This is a genomic window from Nitratireductor sp. WH36-1, from assembly GCF_058725515.1.
Map to the genome: position 1 here is coordinate 421,902 of NZ_JBZXDP010000002.1, position 18,223 is coordinate 440,124.

General features: G+C 60.1%; 15 protein-coding genes. 6 read left to right on the forward strand and 9 right to left on the reverse strand.

Translation table 11 applies throughout. The annotated features are described in order from the left end of the window. Window positions 1-30: 30 nt before the first annotated feature. Genes AC4PTT_RS21115 through AC4PTT_RS21125 form a run of 3 tightly spaced genes read right to left on the reverse strand, consistent with a single transcriptional unit; the run spans window position 31 to window position 3,193 of the window. A complete protein-coding gene (locus tag AC4PTT_RS21115; RefSeq protein WP_492162662.1) occupies window positions 31-1,164 on the reverse strand; it encodes a Gfo/Idh/MocA family protein in 1,134 nt (377 codons plus the stop codon). Between the two features lie 12 nt (window positions 1,165-1,176). Continuing rightward, window positions 1,177-2,070 (reverse strand): TIM barrel protein, encoded by an 894-nt coding sequence (locus AC4PTT_RS21120; protein ID WP_492162663.1) that lies wholly within the window; start codon window positions 2,068-2,070, stop codon window positions 1,177-1,179. 19 nt (window positions 2,071-2,089) lie between these two features. Next, on the reverse strand, window positions 2,090-3,193 hold the full coding sequence (locus AC4PTT_RS21125; protein WP_492162664.1) for a Gfo/Idh/MocA family protein: 1,104 nt from the start codon (window positions 3,191-3,193) through the stop codon (window positions 2,090-2,092). Window positions 3,194-3,311: 118 nt separating this feature from the next. Here AC4PTT_RS21125 and iolD point away from each other — a divergent pair, with 118 nt between their 5' ends. From iolD to AC4PTT_RS21155, 6 genes are all read left to right on the forward strand, one after another. Continuing rightward, window positions 3,312-5,180 carry a 3D-(3,5/4)-trihydroxycyclohexane-1,2-dione acylhydrolase (decyclizing) gene (iolD, locus tag AC4PTT_RS21130; RefSeq protein WP_492162665.1) on the forward strand — a complete coding sequence of 623 codons (1,869 nt, stop codon included), beginning with the start codon at window positions 3,312-3,314 and terminating at the stop codon, window positions 5,178-5,180. Beyond that, window positions 5,180-6,160, forward strand: coding sequence for a 5-dehydro-2-deoxygluconokinase (gene iolC / locus AC4PTT_RS21135; RefSeq protein WP_317562375.1), 981 nt, complete (start codon window positions 5,180-5,182; stop codon window positions 6,158-6,160). Before iolD ends, iolC begins: the two co-directional genes overlap by 1 nt. A gap of 12 nt (window positions 6,161-6,172) precedes the next feature. Next, on the forward strand, window positions 6,173-7,030 hold the full coding sequence (locus AC4PTT_RS21140; RefSeq protein ID WP_492162666.1) for a 5-deoxy-glucuronate isomerase: 858 nt from the start codon (window positions 6,173-6,175) through the stop codon (window positions 7,028-7,030). Continuing rightward, a complete protein-coding gene (locus AC4PTT_RS21145) occupies window positions 7,027-7,857 on the forward strand; it encodes a class II fructose-bisphosphate aldolase (protein ID WP_492162667.1) in 831 nt (276 codons plus the stop codon). Before AC4PTT_RS21140 ends, AC4PTT_RS21145 begins: the two co-directional genes overlap by 4 nt. A 1-nt stretch (window position 7,858) precedes the next feature. Continuing rightward, window positions 7,859-8,848, forward strand: coding sequence for an inositol 2-dehydrogenase (gene iolG, locus AC4PTT_RS21150; RefSeq protein WP_492162668.1), 990 nt, complete (start codon window positions 7,859-7,861; stop codon window positions 8,846-8,848). 500 nt (window positions 8,849-9,348) lie between these two features. Next, window positions 9,349-11,040 (forward strand): FMN-binding glutamate synthase family protein, encoded by a 1,692-nt coding sequence (locus AC4PTT_RS21155; protein WP_297561358.1) that lies wholly within the window; start codon window positions 9,349-9,351, stop codon window positions 11,038-11,040. A gap of 59 nt (window positions 11,041-11,099) precedes the next feature. Here the strand turns inward: AC4PTT_RS21155 and AC4PTT_RS21160 are convergent, their stop codons facing one another. From AC4PTT_RS21160 to AC4PTT_RS21185, 6 genes are all read right to left on the reverse strand, one after another. Beyond that, window positions 11,100-11,411, reverse strand: a complete 312-nt coding sequence (locus AC4PTT_RS21160; RefSeq protein WP_222474319.1) for a DAK2 domain-containing protein — start codon at window positions 11,409-11,411, stop codon at window positions 11,100-11,102. Continuing rightward, window positions 11,363-12,337 (reverse strand): hypothetical protein, encoded by a 975-nt coding sequence (locus tag AC4PTT_RS21165; RefSeq protein WP_492162669.1) that lies wholly within the window; start codon window positions 12,335-12,337, stop codon window positions 11,363-11,365. The genes AC4PTT_RS21160 and AC4PTT_RS21165 overlap by 49 nt, the downstream gene beginning before the upstream one ends. Before the next feature lie 50 nt (window positions 12,338-12,387). Next, on the reverse strand, window positions 12,388-14,397 hold the full coding sequence (locus AC4PTT_RS21170; RefSeq protein ID WP_492162670.1) for a vWA domain-containing protein: 2,010 nt from the start codon (window positions 14,395-14,397) through the stop codon (window positions 12,388-12,390). Between the two features lie 207 nt (window positions 14,398-14,604). Continuing rightward, the gene (locus AC4PTT_RS21175; RefSeq protein WP_492162671.1) at window positions 14,605-15,150 is read right to left on the reverse strand and encodes a hypothetical protein; all 546 of its coding nucleotides are present in this window, start codon (window positions 15,148-15,150) and stop codon (window positions 14,605-14,607) included. 222 nt (window positions 15,151-15,372) lie between these two features. Beyond that, a complete protein-coding gene (locus tag AC4PTT_RS21180; RefSeq protein ID WP_492162672.1) occupies window positions 15,373-16,617 on the reverse strand; it encodes an MFS transporter in 1,245 nt (414 codons plus the stop codon). Between the two features lie 89 nt (window positions 16,618-16,706). Next, a complete protein-coding gene (locus tag AC4PTT_RS21185) occupies window positions 16,707-18,215 on the reverse strand; it encodes a tripartite tricarboxylate transporter permease (RefSeq protein ID WP_492162673.1) in 1,509 nt (502 codons plus the stop codon). Between the last annotated feature and the right edge of the window lie 8 nt (window positions 18,216-18,223).

Consider the following 18,223-nt stretch of genomic DNA (forward strand, 5'->3'; position numbering starts at 1 on the left):
AACGGGAACTCAGGACACCCGGATCCACTCCTAACGGAACATCGGGGGCCGCGCGTCCATCCAGGCGCCCCCAGCTTTGGCCGACGCCACCGCAGTGTGGACCGCCGCCATTGACCGCACACCAGCCGATGCACCCGGCAATCCATCACGTTTCTCGCCGGCTATCGCATCGGCCAAATCGCAGTAAAGATTGGCCACCGCCAGCGGAAAGCCCTCGGGATGCGCAATCGACACTCGCGACAGGCGCCGCGCATCCTCGTGCAGCCCCCCTTCACCCTTCTCGATGATCTGCGTACGTCCACCGACCGGCGTATAGATGAGCTGGTTTGGCTGCTCCGAGAACCAACGCAAGCCGCCCGTTTCGCCAAACACCTGGACGTCGAAACCATGTTGCCGCCCGATTGCTACAGACGAGGTCCAAAGCCGCCCCACGGCGCCATTGGACATACGGAAATTGACCATCGCATCGTCTTCAAGTTCGCGGCTGGCAATGGTCGATGCGAAGTCCGCTGAGAGCGTATTCACCTCGTCATCACAGATAAAGCTCGCCATGTGGAGGGCGTGAATGCCGCAGTCGGCGAATTGACCCGAAACACCGGCCATCTTCGGGTCATAGCGCCAGCGTACGCGAGGGTTGTCGGAATCCGTCGCGTCGCCATGATGGCCGTGCGAGAAATTCGTCACCACGACCCTGACAGCGCCGATCTCACCGTTGCGCACCATTGCGCGCGCCTGCCGCACCATCGGATAGGCGGAATAGCAGTAATTCACCGCGCAGATCTTGCCGGTTTTCTCCGCCACACGCACGATTTCCTCACCCTCTTCCACGGTCATGGTCATCGGCTTCTCGCAAAGCACGTTGAAACCTGCCTCGAGGAACGCCTTGGTGATTTCAAAATGCGTGGCATTTGGCGTTGCCACGGTAACAAGATCGATCCGGTCGTCGCGGCCTTTTTCTCCAGCCAGCATCTCGGTCCAGTCGCCATAGGCGCGGTCGGCGGCAATGCCAAGCTTCTCTGCATAGGCCCGCCCCACGTCGGGACGGTGATCCAACGCACCTGCGGCGAAATCGAACCGCCCGTCGGCCAGCGCACCCAGACGATGTGCCGGACCGATCTGGCTACCCTCGCCGCCGCCGATCATGCCCCATTTCAGTTTCGTCATGTCATTGCCTTCCTATTTGAATCCTATGGATTCGAGGTACTCGCGGTTCTTGCGGGCGTCGCCCAAAGTGTCCGGATCAAGGGTGGGATCGCAGTCCTGCTCCACCGTGCACCAACCCTCGAACCCGTTGTCCAGAAGCACTTGCTGGACGGCAGAGAAATCGACGTCGCCTTCACCCAGATTACAGAAGATGCCCTGGCCGCAGGCTTCATAGAATCCGGTGCGGTTTTCGATTACACGGGCCTTCACCTCCGGATCGATATCCTTGAAATGCATGTAGGAAATGCGGTCGATGTGCTTCTTCATGAAGGCCACCGGATCAAACCCTGCATAAGAGTGGTGCCCGGTATCGAAGCAGATCTTGAGGATGTTTTCATCAACCTCGCCCAGGAGCCTCTCAAGCTCCGGCTCAAAATCCATGAAGCCCGCAGCATGGGCATGGATGCCCACCGTCAACCCATATTCCTCGGTCCCTATCCGGGCGGATTCGGCGATGCGGTCGCGGTAAGCAATCCACTCGGCCTTGTCCATCTGCTCTGCTTCTCCGGCGCGGCCGGCGGTCGGCGCGCGGCGTGGAGAGATCGAATCGATGAGCACCATGTGCTGCGCACCATGCGCCTTCAATGCCTTGCCGGTGCGGTGCGTCGCATCCAGCACATCGCCCCAGGCATCCGGGTCGTGGTAGGCGCGAAACACGACGCCGCCAATCAGTTCCAAACCGTTCTCCGCCAAACCGTCCCGGAGCACCTCGGGGTCCTCCGGCATGAAGCCTACCGGGCCAAGTTCGATACCCTTGTAGCCCGCCTCGGCGCATTCCCTGAGAACATGCTGCCAGGACGGATTGCGCGGATCGCCCGCGAATTCCACCCCCCAGGAACAGGGCGCATTGCCGATTTGAATAGTCATAGTTCGATATCTCCCGTCATCAGAAGTCTTTGATGTCTTTCCATATTCCGGCATCCGCCGAAGCGAGTGCGGCAGCGATCACACGATTGACCTCATGCCCGTCTCGGAAGGCTGGCCATTTAGCCTGGCCAACCTCGATCGCTTGCAGGAAGTCCTTTGCCTGAATGATGATCTGGTCCTGGTAGCCGGTGCCATGCCCCGCCCCCTGGCAGAATGCTTCGTAATCCGGATGCTCGGGGCCCGTCAGAATTCTGGTGAAACCACGTGTCGCTTCGGGGCCTTCCATTCGGTAGAGCCAAAGAGTGTTTTGATCCTCCTGATCGAACCGTATCGCACCCTTGGTTCCCGATATCTCATAAGCATAACCCATCTTGCGCCCGGTCGAGATGCGCGAGAAATACATCTGCCCCATCGCGCCGTTCTCAAACCTGCACATCAACTGAGCATGATCATCATTGGTCACTTCGCCGCCCGGGCGGGCCTTGTGGACCGTCTCGTATACGCCGATGACCTTTGCGATCGGCCCCATCAGCGCCAGTGCCCCATTGACCATATGCGGCGCAAGATCCCCCATTGTGCCATTCGCCATTCCGGTCGTCCGCCAGTTTGCAGACGCCTGCGGATCGGCCAGAAAGTCCTCGGTGTGCTCGCCGCGGAACCATGTGATCTCGCCGATCTCCCCGGCGGCAATGAGTTGCCGGGCAAACTGACTGGCCGGGGTTCGGATGTAGTTGAACCCCACCATGTTCACGACACCAGCGGCCTCGGCCGCTGCGACCATGGCAGCGCTATCCTCAAGAGAGGCGCCCAGTGGCTTTTCGCAGAACACTGGCTTGCCGAGAGCCAACGCGGCCTCCGCTATGGCACGGTGTGTTTCCTGCGGACTGGCAATCACAATGGCTTCGACCCCGGGGTCGGACACCAGCGCTTGCCAATCCGCAGTGCCCCGCGCAAACCCGTATTTCAAGCGGTAGCGCTCCGCGTTTTCAGATGACGAAGCGCAGACCATTTCAAGCCGCGGGCGAAGCTTGGTGCCAAAGGTCGCGCCAACCGCGGACATGGCCACCGCATGCGCCTTACCCATGTAGCCGCCACCAACAATACCTATTCCAATCTGGGTCAAATCGGCTGTCCCCCGAATTTAAAATTTGCAACCGGTTGCAAAAACAGTATCCTGAGAATCAACGACTCGCAAGCGACATTCGCCGGCAAGGCAAATTCCCAGGGAGGCTTACGCTGATATGAGCGCGTCCGATGACACTATCCGGCTGACCACCGCCCAGGCGATCATCAGCTGGCTCGCAAACCAGTACATCGAAATCGACGGGACCAAGCGGCGCCTGTGCGGCGGTGGCTTTGGCATTTTCGGCCACGGCAACGTGACCTGCCTCGGCGAGGCGTTGCATGGCGCACGGGAAGAACTTCCACTCTATCGCGGCCAGAACGAGACCGGCATGGGGTTTGCCGCTGCTGGCTACGCCAAGCAATGGCTGCGCCAGCGTTTCATGTTCTGCACCGCCTCTGCGGGGCCAGGCACAGCCAACCTGCTCACCGCCGCCGGACTGGCCCATGCGAACCGCCTGCCGATGTTGATGCTCTGCGGCGACACCTTTATCACGCGGCTGCCCGATCCGGTCCTTCAGCAGATGGAGAACTATTACGACCCGACCCTGGGCGTGAACGACGCCTTCAAGTCGTGCAGCCGCTACTGGGACCGGATCAGCCATCCCGCGCAGGTTATCCAGTCGCTTCCCGCGGCGATCGCAACCATGCTTGATCCTGCGGATTGCGGCCCAGCCTTCATCGGTCTGCCGCAGGACGTGCAGGGATGGTCCTACGACTATCCGGTCGCGTTCTTTGCCGAAAAGGTACATCGCATTCGCCGCCAGTCGCCGGACGCATCCGAGATCGCCGACGCCGCAGCTGCGCTGAAAACCGCGAAACGTCCGATGATCATCGCGGGCGGCGGGGTGCAGTATTCCCGTGCGGTGTCGGAACTCACCGCCTTCGCCGAACGGCATCAGATCCCCGTGGTTGAGACCATCGCCGGCCGGGCAAACATGCTGGCGACCCATAAGCTCAACACCGGCCCCATTGGCGTAACCGGTTCGGAAAGCGCCAACGCAGTGGCGGCGAAGGCGGATGTCATCCTCGCCGTCGGCACGAGGCTGCAGGACTTCACCACAGGCTCCTGGACGGCCTTCGCCAAGGACGCTCAAATTATCTCAATCAATGCCGCCCGGCACGACGCTGGCAAACACATGTCGTTGCCGGTTGTGGGTGATGCAAGACTCTCACTCGCAACGCTGGACGAGGCGCTCGACTACACCGCCCCTGACGCGTGGGTGCGCTTCGCCAGGGATGAGCGCCGGAAGTGGGACGCTTATGTCGCCGAGAACATCAAACCCGGCAACCGTCCGAATTCCTATGCGCAGGCCATTGGCGTGGTGAACGATCTCTGCGATCCGCGTGACCGCGTGGTCGCAGCGGCCGGAGGCCTTCCGGCCGAGGTCACCGCCAACTGGCGCACGCTGGAGATCGGCACGGTGGACGTTGAGTTCGGCTTCTCCTGTATGGGCTACGAGATTGCCGGTGCGTGGGGCGCCCGCATCGCGCAGATGGAGCAGGAGCCCGAACAGGACACCATCACCTTCTGCGGCGATGGATCTTACATGATGCTGAATTCGGATCTCTACTCGAGCGTGCTCAGCCGCAAAAAGCTGATCGTTGTACTGCTCGACAATTTCGGTTTCGCGGTCATCAACAAACTGCAGAACAACACTGGCAACGAGAGTTTCAACAACCTGCTGGAGGATTGCCCGACCATCCCGGAACCCTTCCGCGTGGATTACGTGGCACATGCGACCTCCATGGGGGCAGAGGCTGAAAAGGTCGACAACCCTGTCGAACTGGGCGAGGCGTTCAAGCGCGCCAAGAACTCGGACAAGAGCTACGTGATTGTCATGGATGTCGACGCCTATGAGGGTTGGACGACGGAAGGCCACGCCTGGTGGGAAGTCGGAACACCGCACGTGACAAAGAGCGATCGTGTGCGCGAGGCGCATAAGGACTGGGAAGCCGAGCGTGCCAGGCAGCGGCGGGGGGTCTGATGAAGCAATTGATCCAGGCCATTGAGCGGGGCCGCTTCGCCGTCTTTGGGAGAGCGGGCATGGACATGTTCGCCACCCCCCAGGGCGTCAAGGCGGAAAACGCCGAGACCTTTCTCGCCGACCTGGGCGGCTCTTCCGCCAACATTTGTGCCGGTCTCTGCAAGCTGGGCATGCAGTCGGCGCTTGTAACGTCGGTCAGCGACGACACAGTCGGGCGTTTCTGCACCAACCGGCTGCGCCACTATGGCGTCGATACGCAATATGTGAAGGTCATCGGCGGCGAACACCGCGTTTCACTCGCGGTTTACGAAAGCACGATGGACGATTTCCAGCTCTGCATCTACCGCAACAATGCGGTCGACTTCCAGGTGACGGAAGAAGACGTGGATCGGGTGAACTATGCAGATTTCGGCGCGTTGATCACTGCCGGAACCGTGTTTGCCGCCGAACCGTCGCGCAGCTCAACCTTCCGCGCCTTCGAGAATGCCCGCGAGGCCGGACTGCCGGTGATCTTCGACATCGACTATCGCCCGTATAGCTGGCCTTCGGCGGAGGTCGCTTCTGACGTACTGACCTGCGCCGGTGAGCAAAGCGATCTGATCGTTGGCAACGACGAGGAGTTCGGCTTCATGGCGGGCGGCATCGAGAAGGGGTTAAACAAGGCGCGCGAGCTGGCCGCCAAAGGCAAGATGGTGATCTACAAGATGGGGCACGAGGGGGCGATCACTCTCGTTGGAGACGAAGAGATCCGCACCGGCATCTACCCCGTCACTGCTATCAAACCCAACGGCGCGGGCGACAGTTTTATCGCTGGGTTGCTGGCCGGAATCGCTGAAGGCCGGCCGCTGCGCGAAGCGGTTCTGCGCGGCTCTGCCTGTGCTTCCATGGTGGTGAGCCAACCGGGCTGCGCTCCGGCAATGCCCACCACCGCACAGCTGGAAGACTTCCTGGCCGACCACCCCGGCCCAACTGAGACCTGAAAGGAGAGGCCAATGCATATCGCGCCCCATGACAATGCCAACAAGCCCATCGTCGATGCGGATCATGATCTCGTTCCACTGAACTACTTCAACATCGTAAAACTGAAAAAGGGCGAGAGCTTCGAATACGTTGTCGATGGCTACGAAACGTGCGTCGTGCCTGCCACCGGGACGGTGAACGTCGATATCGACGGCACCTCCTTCGATGGTATCGGCCAACGTACCGAGAACGTCTGGGACGGAGAGCCCGAGGGTGTCTACGCCCCCACCGGCTCCAAAGTCCGCATCACCTGCACCACGGACACCACCGAGACCTTTATCGCCGGCGCGAAATACGACAAGAAGCTGGCGCCTTTTGCTGTCCGCGCCGCCGATCTGGATGTGGTGCAATACGGATCTGACGAGACCAAAACGCACCGCAAGATCAAGCACATCCTGGGGGCAAATCACCACGACAAGGTCGGCCGCCTGCTGGTTTCCGAGCTTTATACCGTGGGACAGGGCGGCTGGTCCGGCTTTCCATCACACAAGCACGACACCGACCGTCGCGGCGACGATGGCGAGATGATCGAGACCCGCCACGACGAGACCTACAACTTCCGCTTCCGCCCGGATTACGGTTCCGGCCTCCAGATGTTGCAGCGCGAAGAAGGCAAACCGGGCGATGCCTATCACATAGTGGACGGCTCCACGATCCTGATCGACAAGGGCTATCACCCCTGCGCGGTGCTGCCGGGCTACGAGATGTATTATTTTACCATCCTCGGCGGCCTCAGCCAGCGAAGCCTGAAGCAGTACTTCCAACCCACCCATGCAGAGCAGCTGCATACCATTCCCGGCATCATGGATATGGTGGCAAAGTTCAAATGAGCCTCGTCACTCTGTCCCAGGCCCTGCAGCCTGCGCTCCGGGAAGGCTACGCCGTCGCGGGTCTCGTTACCCTCGGATGGGAGGACATGTGCGCCTATGTCGCCGCCGCCGAGGCTGAAGATTGCCCGTTGATCCTGCAGGCCGGGCCATCATGCCGCGAACACACGCCACTGCCAGTGCTCGGCGCCATGTTCCGGCATCTCGCTGAAAATGCATCCGTCCCTGTAGTGGCTCATCTTGACCACGGGTACAGTGCGGAGGACTGCCGCATTGCCATCGAAAGTGGATTCACTTCGGTAATGTATGACGGATCACGCAAGCCGCTGGCGCAGAACATCGAGGAAACCGCTGCAATCGTCGAACTGGCTCATGCTGCGGGCGTGTCCTGTGAGGGCGAGATCGGCTTCGTCGGCTATTCCGGCGGCGAAGGCTCTTCCGGAACCGACCCGGAAGAAGCCGCGCAATTTGCTCGCGCGACCGGCGTGGACGCAATGGCCATCTCTGTTGGCAACGTGCATCTGCAACAGGACAAGGAAAGCCGTCTCGACGAGGCCGGTATCCGCGCTATTGAAGCGGTCACAGAGGTGCCTTTGGTCATTCACGGAGGGTCCGGTGTGCCAGTGTCGCAGCGCAGCGCGCTGGCTCGGAGCTCTTCGATCTGCAAGTTCAACATCGGAACCGAACTGCGCATGGCCTTCGGGCGCGCGCTGCGCGAGGCCGTCAACCGTGATCCAGAGCGCTTCGACCGCTTGCAGATCCTCCGCGAAACCCACAACCCACTGGTAGCCGCCACCCGCACGGTGCTGCGGGCACTCAAGGGAGCTTAGCATGCTCAATATCGGACTTCTGGGCTGCGGCCGCATCGGCCAGGTCCACGCCCGCTCCATCGCGCAGATCGAGGGCGCACGCGTCTCGGTAGTCGCTGACGCCTTTGAGGACGCAGCCAGGGCGCTAAGTGACAAGACCGGCGCCAGGGTCATGGAACCCTCTGCACTGATCGAGAGCGCCGAAGTGGATGCGCTTGTCATTGGCACGCCCACCGACACACATTACGATCTGATCCATGCAGCAGCAGCCGCTGGCAAGGCGATCTTCTGTGAGAAGCCGGTGGATTTGTCCGCCGACCGTATTCGCGATTGCATCAAGGTGGTTGAGCGCGCAGGCGTGCCCTTCATGACGGCCTTCAATCGTCGGTTCGACCCAAACTTCGCCAATGTGCAAGCGCGTATCGCGGAGGGTGAGATTGGCGACGTCGAAATCGTTACCATCCACTCCCGCGACCCTGCACCGCCTCCGATGAGCTATATCAAGTCCTCAGGCGGGCTGTTTCGCGACATGATGATCCATGATCTAGACATGGCCCGCTTCCTGCTGGGCGAGGAACCCGTGTCGGTCTATGCCGTCGCCGCCGCGCTCGTCGATCCAGAGATCGGGCAGGCAGGCGACGTGGATACCGCAGCCGTGACACTCTCGACAGCCAGTGGCCGCATTTGCCAGATCAGCAATTCGCGGCGAGCAAGCTATGGTTATGACCAGCGGATCGAAGTCCACGGCGCCAAGGGAATGCTGCGTGCGGAAAACGTGCTGGAAAACACCGTGGAAGTAGCTACCTCGGCGGGGTTCAGAAAGTCACCGGCGCAACATTTTTTTCTGGAGCGCTATGAGACCGCTTATCGCTCTGAGATGGCGCATTTCGTGAACTGCATCGCGAATTCGAAACCCATCGCCCCCGGGATAGAAGATGGATTGCGCGCCCAGTTACTTGCAGATGCCGCGACACATTCGTTCGAGACGGGCACGGTCGTCTCCATCGTTTAGTAGACACCGTACTGCGAGGATAAAGTCTCCGCAGAAACGGGTTCTGCGGATAGCATCTCCCATACCATGCGCTCGAACTCGGCTCTGCGAGGCGGCGCGCACATATGGGGTGTCGGCCAAGATCCGTGGCCGCTCGGCCGAGCGCTTCAAGGCTGCAGCGTGTGCGGGCACGGGCCTAAACCATCGCATACCCAACATCGCAGGTTCGTGCCGCCGAACTGCCTGTCTGGCTACATAGATGCAATTGGCACAGGCCACATGACAGCCTCTTGAGGCCCCAGCTCCAGCCGACACTTTGGTCTTTCGCCGAAGGAGGCTGTCCAGGCAGGGAGGGGCGCCGCATTCTTCAACGACAATCCAGCCATGCACCAATGCATACAAATGATCACCGCAGGCCATCAATCCTGTGCTATCAGCTGGTGCTACGGAAAACCTCAAACAGCGGCTTCTGTCACGTCCCCCGCTCTTGTTACCTTGCGCACTTCCTGGACCTATTCGAAATGCTCAACAAACTGATCTCAAGCCAACGTTACACGGTGTTTGTCTTATGCGGGCTCATAGCCCTGGCTGCACTGGTTGGCACGGTGCTTTACACCCCCTGGTTTTTGCTGCCCGCCGTCATCTCGACCGCGCTGTTTCTGGTAGGCGTCCATGATGTTCGGCAGAGGCGGCATTCCATCCTGCGCAACTATCCGGTGGTCGGGCATCTGCGGTTCCTGCTTGAAGGCTTCCGGCCCGAAATCCGGCAGTACATCATCGAAAGCGATCATGAAGAGGTGCCGTTTAGCCGCGAGGCCCGCGCACTTGTCTACCAGCGGGCCAAAGGTGAGGAAGACAAGCGCCCCTTCGGTACGATCGAGAACGTCTATGGTTCAGGCTATGCATGGCTGACGCACTCGGCCACCCCCGTTACCATTGCTGATACCGACTTCCGTGTTCGCATCGGTGGTCCCGCCTGCCGCCAGCCGTATAACTCCAGCCTGTACAATATTTCAGCCATGAGCTTCGGTTCGCTGTCGGCCAATGCCATCCTCGCGCTAAACACAGGCGCACGGAAAGGCGGCTTTGCCCACGACACCGGCGAAGGCAGCATCAGCCGCTATCACCGCCAGGGTGGAGGCGATCTCGTTTTTCAGGTTGCATCCGGATATTTTGGATGCCGCTCGGATGATGGCAGTTTCTCGCCGGAGAAATTCGCAGAGCTTGCCGCCGACCCACAGATCAAGATGATTGAGGTCAAGCTAAGCCAGGGCGCCAAGCCCGGTCACGGCGGCATGCTGCCGGCGTCGAAAATTTCCCCGGAGATCGCCGAGGCTCGCGGCATTCCCATGGGCATTGACTGCGTGTCGCCTCCTGCGCACTCCACATTCTCCACCCCCACCGGCCTGATGGAGTTCCTCGGTCAGCTACGCGAGCTTTCCGGAGGAAAACCCGTTGGCTTCAAGCTCTGCATAGGGCACCGCCGCGAATTCATGAGCATGGTCAAGGCAATGCTGAAGACCGGCATTGTTCCCGATTTCATCGTTGTGGACGGTGCAGAGGGAGGAACGGGGGCCGCTCCGGTAGAATTTGCCAACCGGGTCGGCATGCCGATGCTGGAAGGCTTGACGTTTGTGCACAATACGCTGCGCGGCGCCGGCATTCGCGATCAGGTCAAGATCGGTGCTGCTGGCAAGATCATCTCCGCATTCGATATTGCCCGCGCCATTGCGCTCGGTGCGGACTGGTGCAACGCCGCCCGCGGCTTCATGTTTGCCGTTGGATGTATCCAGGCACAGGCATGCCACACCAACAAGTGCCCCGTTGGCATCGCCACCCAGGACCCGGTGCGTCAGCGCGGCGTCGATGTTGCCGACAAGAGCGAACGCGTAGCCCGCTTCCACAAAAACTCCATGAAGGCGCTGGGTGAACTTGCCGGAGCAGCGGGCCTGAGCCACCCCAGCAACTTCATGCCCTACCACTTCATGTTCCGGCAGAAAGACAATGAGTTCCTCGATGGCAATGAGGTCTATCCCTATCTCCCCGATGGATTTCTTTCTGCTCAAACGGAAATTCCAGAACTTGCCGAATGGTATAGCCGTTGGGAGCGCGCCAACGCAGACAGCTTCGCTCCGCCACTCATCCCGCAAGCCGCATTCGAACGTCGACAGATCAAATCGATGCCCTCGAAACAGCACGAAGTGGCGAAGTAAGTCACGACCCGGGCTGATCGCTTCGTGACATCAGATGGAGCGGGGTGCGCAGATCCGCCTCAGCGCAGCCCCTCCGTGATAACCACGAGCGCCAGTTGTCCGGGGTCAGGAAGGCCTAAGGATTTTTCCGCAAAGTTGCGCGCGCGCCCCGCCTGATTTGGCTTTTGCGTGAACTCTTCAACCGTATCCTTCGCAGCCTTGAGGGCAACATCGATCAAAGCGCCGGACTGTGTCGCCTCAAGCGCGCGAACCTGTGCGTCCAGCCCATCCAGAACGGTTTTCTCGCCAAGGGAAGATTTGCCTCGCGCCGCATTGCTTAGACTCAGGGGCAAAACTCGCCCGGTGCAGCAAATTCCGGCCCGCGCGCACATTCGTAAGCGCTGGCCCCGAACACTGCCGGTTGCCCGTCGATCCCCGAAAACGACGCCAGCCTTTTCCAGATTGCGGCAACCGAGTCATCGAGCAATCCACCCCAGCGATAGGCGGCATCCAGACCTTCATCCTGCCCGAGGTTCACATCGATGACGGCTTCAATCGCCCACTCGGGAATCTGCGGGTCGGAAGGAGCCATGTCTGACTCAATACTGTCGACCTCGCCCAGCAGCAGATCGGTGGCCACCACCGAAGTCACGACATTGTCCGAGGGAACCGGCCATGGGTTTTCGGAAACGGCGCTGACAGGCTCCATTTCTCCCCACGCGGCAGCCGCCTCGATCGGCGAACCAAGGTCGAGGCAGAGGGCACCAAAGCACTCTTCGCCCTGTGCTACCTTCTCGTCCATTTCCATGCGTCCAGCGGCCAAAATCATGGCCCTGTTGCCCATCACCGGCCTGGTAATCAACCGCCACCCCGCATGTGGGCCAACACCGAATTCACTGGCATTCGCCACGTTTTCATGACCCAGCGTATTAACGAGGTTTTGGTGAATGGCTGGTCCGAGATTGAAGCGAACCACTTCGATATAGCTGATGGGAAGAGGTGCACCGCCCGGCTCCGCCTCAATCCAGTTCGTCGCGTAACGAAGCCGATAGCGCACTCTTTCCAGCGCTTGTTCAGATATCTCAAGAGCAAAAACAGACAGGGGTATCGGACCAATATCAGCGGCGGGCAAAAAGGCAGATCGCGGATTGGCAGGGGAAAGAGCCCCGTTGATTTCGTCCCACAACCGGTCCGGGTCAACTGCAGCGTAGCCGCTCTCGTTTACGAACTGCGCATGTGGATCCGCATGTACGGCATGCGGAACAAGGCCCGTCATCATTGCCGCCGAGAAAAGGGCAATTGCGATTGTGGTTTTCATCGTGCCTCCGGAACTGCGCGAAGATAGGTCAGTTTGCTGCATTGCTTCGCTTACTCCACATCAATGATGGCGCGACCGAGCACCGCCTGGCCAGAGATGTCAAGATAACGGAACTCGTAGCGACCAGGCTGCTCGGGCATGACGAAGGTCAATGCCCCCTCCGGATCGATCGGTTGTGCGGAGATCCACGCAAACAGCGCCTGATCTTCCCGAGCCAGCGCAATACGCTGATCCGCGCCGTCCGAACCTCCGGTCCATGTAACAGTCACGGTTTCGCCCGGTGCGGCAGCCCGAGGGGCCGACAGGCCCGCGCCTTCATCGAGGCTGGCCGTGGCTTCAACCACCTCAACGACATGCCGACCGAGCGTGATCCCACCTTCATTGAGCACATAGCGCAATTCATAGAGGCCCGGCTCATCGGGAGCAGCTATGTCGCGCTGCGTATCTGCGCCCACGCGGTGGAAAATCGTATAGGCCCCCTCATCGGCGCCCACCGGAACAATAGTCACCCAGTCACGTGGATGCACAGGATCAGACCAGGAGAAACGCAGAGCGTTCCCGGCGCGAACCCTTTCCGGCCCCGTGATGGATGCCTCGGCACCGGTGATTTCGATCGGCGCGCGAGCCAGCGTGACACCGCCTTCATTGAGAACGTAGCGAACCTCGTAGAGACCCGGATCAGCCGGCGCTACAAGGTCACGCCCATCGTCCGAGCCCACCCGATGGAAAGCCGTGTAGGTCCCCTCATCGGCCCCCACCGGAACAATGGTCACCCAGTCGCGCGGATGAACGGGGTCGGACCAGGTGACACCAAAGCTGCTGCCCGCCATCGCCGTTTCCGGCGCGCTTATCGAGGCCTCAGCCCCCATGACTTCGATCGGCGCGCGGGCAAGCGTGACACCGCCTTCATTGAGAACGTAGCGAACCTCGTAGAGACCCGGGTCAGCCGGGGCAACAATGTCACGCCCATCGTCCGAGCCAACGCGATGGAAGACCGTGTAGGTGCCCTCATCGGCACCCACGGGAACAATGGTCACCCAGTCGCGCGGATGAACAGGGTCGGACCAGGTGACGCCAAAGCTGCTGCCCGCCATCGCCGTTTCCGGCGCGCTTATCGACGCCTCAGCCGCCATGACTTCGATCGGCGCACGGGCAAGCGTGACATCCCCATCGTTCAGCACATAGCGCACCTCGTAGAGACCCGGTTCGGCCGGCGCTACAATGTCACGCCCACCGTCCGAACCGACGCGATGGAAAGCCGTATAGGTGCCCTCATCAGCGCCCACGGGAACAATGGTCACCCAGTCGCGCGGATGAACAGGGTCGGACCAGGTGACGCCAAAGCTGCTGCCCGCCATCGCCGTTTCGGGCGTGCTGATCGACATTGCCGGCAATTCGGCTTCCGGTTCGGGGAGCGGTTCCGGTTCAGGGGCCGGTTTCGCTATGGTTTCTCCAACCTGCTTGACGGCGGCGGCGAGTTGGGCGGCATCTTGAGCAGGCAGGAACATTCCTCCCGTATTCTTGGCGATGCAGGCGAGGTGTTGGTGCTCGTCAGTGGCCAGATCGAAGCCGATGACATGGGTGGTGAACGCCACGCCCTGCCTGGCAAGCTGCTCCGACAACGCGCACGGATCTGCGTCACAGTTTTCGACCCCATCAGAAATCAGAACCACGGTCGCTGGCGTGTCACGCCACGAGAGTTCCTCGGCAGCGTGCTGCACCGCTGCCGAAAGAGGCGTGCGTCCCAAGGGCATGATCCCGTTGACGACCTGCTGGAAAGCATCGCGCTCCACCGGGCCCACAGGCATCGCCGTTTCGATGTCCGAGCAGAGGCCCTTCTCACGATGGCCATAGGCGACAAGCCCCAGATTCGTGGAAGCTGGCCAGGTCGCCAGCAAATCGCTCATCGCCTCCCGGGCGATCTCGATCTTGGGCACGCCGTCGATCTGGCCCCACATGGAACCCGAGGCATCATAAACGACCATCACATCGCCGGCTTGCAGTGTAGTGGTGGCCAGAAGCGAGATGCCCAGAGCCGAAACAGCCATTAGCGCTTTCATATTGGTTCCCCGATTTTGCTTTTGCTGGCTCGTTGCCGGCAGAAGACGCTGAAGGGCGCCCTCCCCGAGCCAACGAGTGTTCCTTGAGTTTCCCATTCGAAGCTGGGCGCGCGGCTCTCTGTGATCTCGAAATGGAGTTGCACCAGTCACGTCACAGCGACCACACTGAACCGATTGCATCGCTTCGCTTGTGTCTCCTGATGCAGCTCAGTCCGCGAGATGAAGCACGGTATCGAAGGTTCCTTCGACAGTGATGCAATCTTCGGTATCGATCTCAGACATCATGCCTTCGCGCTTGCACAGAAGCGAAGAGAACGTGCCGCGTGCATTTCCCTGCGCGCCGTCGATGAGCAGGCTCTCCAGGGTAACCGAGACATGAGCGGGCTCTTCATCGCTGACATAGAAGTTCCGCATCCCTTCGGGAAAATAACTCACCGACGCGTCAGTGGCTGATGCATCTGCGCCGCTGATGAGACCAAACTCCACACTCAGCACGCCGCGCATAATACTCGCGGCGTCGGGGTCATGCGCCTGGATATCCACCATGCGGAGGGGGCCAAAGTCGCGCACCTCCGCAGTAGCCGTCCCCTCCGAGGGCACATGCAACGTTTCCCCGCGATAGGACGCGCCATCTATGGTGGCCTCGACCGTACCGATCGGCACCGTAGTCTGGGCCCACGCCGCGCCTGAAAGAAAAAGAGCTGTAAAAAAAGTACAGGCAAACCGCCCCAACGCTCTTTGCGATGAACTCATCGACGCTACCCTTCTGATGCCAGTGTTCGTGACGGAAGGCTCTAACACCGGTTCTGGTGCGCCGCCCCGTTCGTTTAGTCGGGTCGACGCCAAAACTTGCGTAACAGTACGATTTTTCTAAAACAGGCCGCCCTTGTGAAGTAATTCACATTGAGAAGGGCTGGAGACCCAGAGGAGCGTCAGGCGGATTGGCGTGCACGGACGTGGCACTGCCATGGTGTATCACTCAGACGCTTCCGCCCGTCTTGTTTCGATGAAAACCCACACGATGAGGATGGTCATCAAGATAGCCAGCCCCATGAAAACAAGCCCAAGCGGCACGACCTCGCCGATGGCTCCAACGAAAAGAGCGCCCATGGCAGGCAACCCCCGAAACGTCATTGTATAGAGCGAGAGGGCGCGACCTCTTGCACGCTCCGGTAAACGAGTTTGCAGCGCGATTTGTGTCGCGATCCCGTTGGCAAGTACTGCGCCGGACAGGACCGCAATCGCCACCAGGGCGATATGGAACTGCCTGGTCCCGACAAACACAAACGCCGCCAATGTGGACACCAGCCCCGTCAAGATGACGAAGCTCTGGTACTTCATACGCGCAAGAAGGTGAGCAGCGGAAAATGCGCCAATCATGGCTCCAAGCCCCTGGGATGACGTCAGGAGAGAAAAAACGACTGCCGCCCTGTCTTGATCCTGCGCAATTCCATCCGCAAAACTTGGCAAAAGCTCGAAGATCGGCCGGATCAAGGCCGCAATTGCCGCAAACAGGGCAAACGCGAGGAGCAATGATTTCTCGAAGCTCGAGATCACCCCTTTCCAGCCAATGATTTCACCATTCAGGCTGCCGGTGTTCCCTTGCCCGGTTTTAGTCGCGGCTGGTTTGAGGCACGATATGACCCCGGCAAAGAGCAAGAAGGACACTGCATTGACCCCGAATATCGCGATTGGTGAGCCTGCAGAGACCGTCCAGCCACCGATTGCGGGACCGGCCATCCGGCCGATGTTAAACATGATGGAGTTTGAAGCGATCGCTCCTGAAACCAGCTTTCGTGGAACGATGCTTCCAATGAGCAAGAGGCGCAATGGATGGTCGAGACCGTTCAGGATGCCCCCTGCCAGGGTCAGGAGCATCAGTACTGGCAGTGTCACTTCACCAAACTGAAGTACGCCGACCATGATGAGAGGAGGGACAGCGGATATCGCCTGAACGTTACGCGTGAGAACGAACGCGGGGCGGCTATCAGCAAGAGAGCCCGCGACCGGAGCCATCACTACAGAAGGCAAAAGATCGAGTGCGGCCAAGACCCCGAGGACCGTCATGGAACCGGTGAGCTCCCACGCTGTCCAGAACACGACGACACGCTGCCCCCAGGTGCCGGCGATCGAAACAAGATTGCCTGCAAGATACGCCAGTAGTTGTGGAGATCGCAGAAGACCACTCATCGAAAATTCAGGCTGAGGCGGCTGCGACATGTCATCGCTCCGGCGTGCGGTTTGTTACGCACGTCGGAGCGATGGAAGTCGATCCAGATGGAGAAGGTCGCTTCAATCATGACCAACGTTTAGCCAGTCGTCTCTTTCTTACGGCCGCCGTAGAAGCGTCGCTTGACCATCGGCCCGATGATCACCGCCACCGTAAGCGCGACAAGGATCAGGCTCGTCGTGTTTGCGAAGAGCACCGACCAATCACCGCGCCCGATACGCAGAGCAAGCCTCAGATTCTCTTCGGCGAAGCCCCCAAGGATGAGCCCGAGTACCACCGGTGGAAGCGGAAACTTCAGCTTGTCCATCACCCAACCGATCACGCCGAAACCAAGCATGAGATAGACGTCGAACATGCGTCCATGGATCGAGTACACCCCGATCAGCATCAGCACGACGATCACGGAACCCAGAAGCGGTCGGGGCAGATTCAAGAGCCGCGCGAAACTGTTCGTCGCAAGCGAGCCGCCAAGCAGAATGAGGAGGATTGCTCCGAAAAGAAATTGCCACATGAAACCGAAGACGACATCTGGATTATCACGGAACAACATCGGGCCCGGCTGAAGGCCGTGGACGAGCAGTCCGCCGAGCATGACAGCAGCAACTGCGGTACCCGGGATCCCGAGCGTCAGCGCCGGAATGAGGGCGGATGCGGTATCCGCGTTGTTGGCAGTTTCGGAAGCGGCAACGCCTTCAGGTTCACCGTTGCCCCAAGTTTCAGGGGTCCTGGAAGTGCGACGCGCCTCATTGTAGGACATGAACGCTGCCATCGAGCCTCCTGCTCCGGGCAGTATGCCGATCCAGATCCCGATGATCGACGAGCGGATCCAAGTCTTCCAGAAACGAAACATGCGCGGCAAGGCCCGCCAGATTGGCTCTGTCCCAAGATTCGAGCTCTTGACCCCGTCCGTCTTGAGAGGCGTCTCCAGAAGATCGATCACGGGAGGAAGAGCATAAAGGCCGACCAGAAGGATGACGATGTTCACGCCGTCGAGAAGTTCCAGCTGGCCGAGGGTGTACCGATCATTGCCGTAGATGGGATCAGACCCCACAACTGAAACAAAGACCCCGAAACAGGCGCTGATCAGGCCCTTTATCGGGTTTCCACCCAGCAGAAAGATAATGCTGGCAAGGCCGAAAACGGCTACCCAAAACACCTCCGAAGGACCAAACAACAGGGTAACCTTCGAGAGCGGCGGCGCAAGAAGCATCAACGCAAAGGCACTCGCAATACCACCGATCGCCGAGGAAACGACTGCAACCTGCAGGGCGAAGCCACCTTCACCTCTCTGGGCCAGCGGGTAGCCGTCGAATGTCGTGGCAACGGCGGCAGGAGTGCCGGGGATGCGCAGGAGCACCGCGGGGATGGCGCCGCCATACATCGCGCCATTATAGATGCCGGCCATCAGCCCCAGAGCCACCAGCGGTTCCAGACCGAATGTGAACGGCACCAGAACGGATATCGCCATCGTGGCGCTGAGCCCCGGCATGGCCCCCACGACAATGCCGGCAATCACACCGATCACGACCGCGGCGAAGTTCGCGAGGCCAATGACCTCCGGGAGTGCATTGAGAAGATCGGAGTACATGAGGCTCA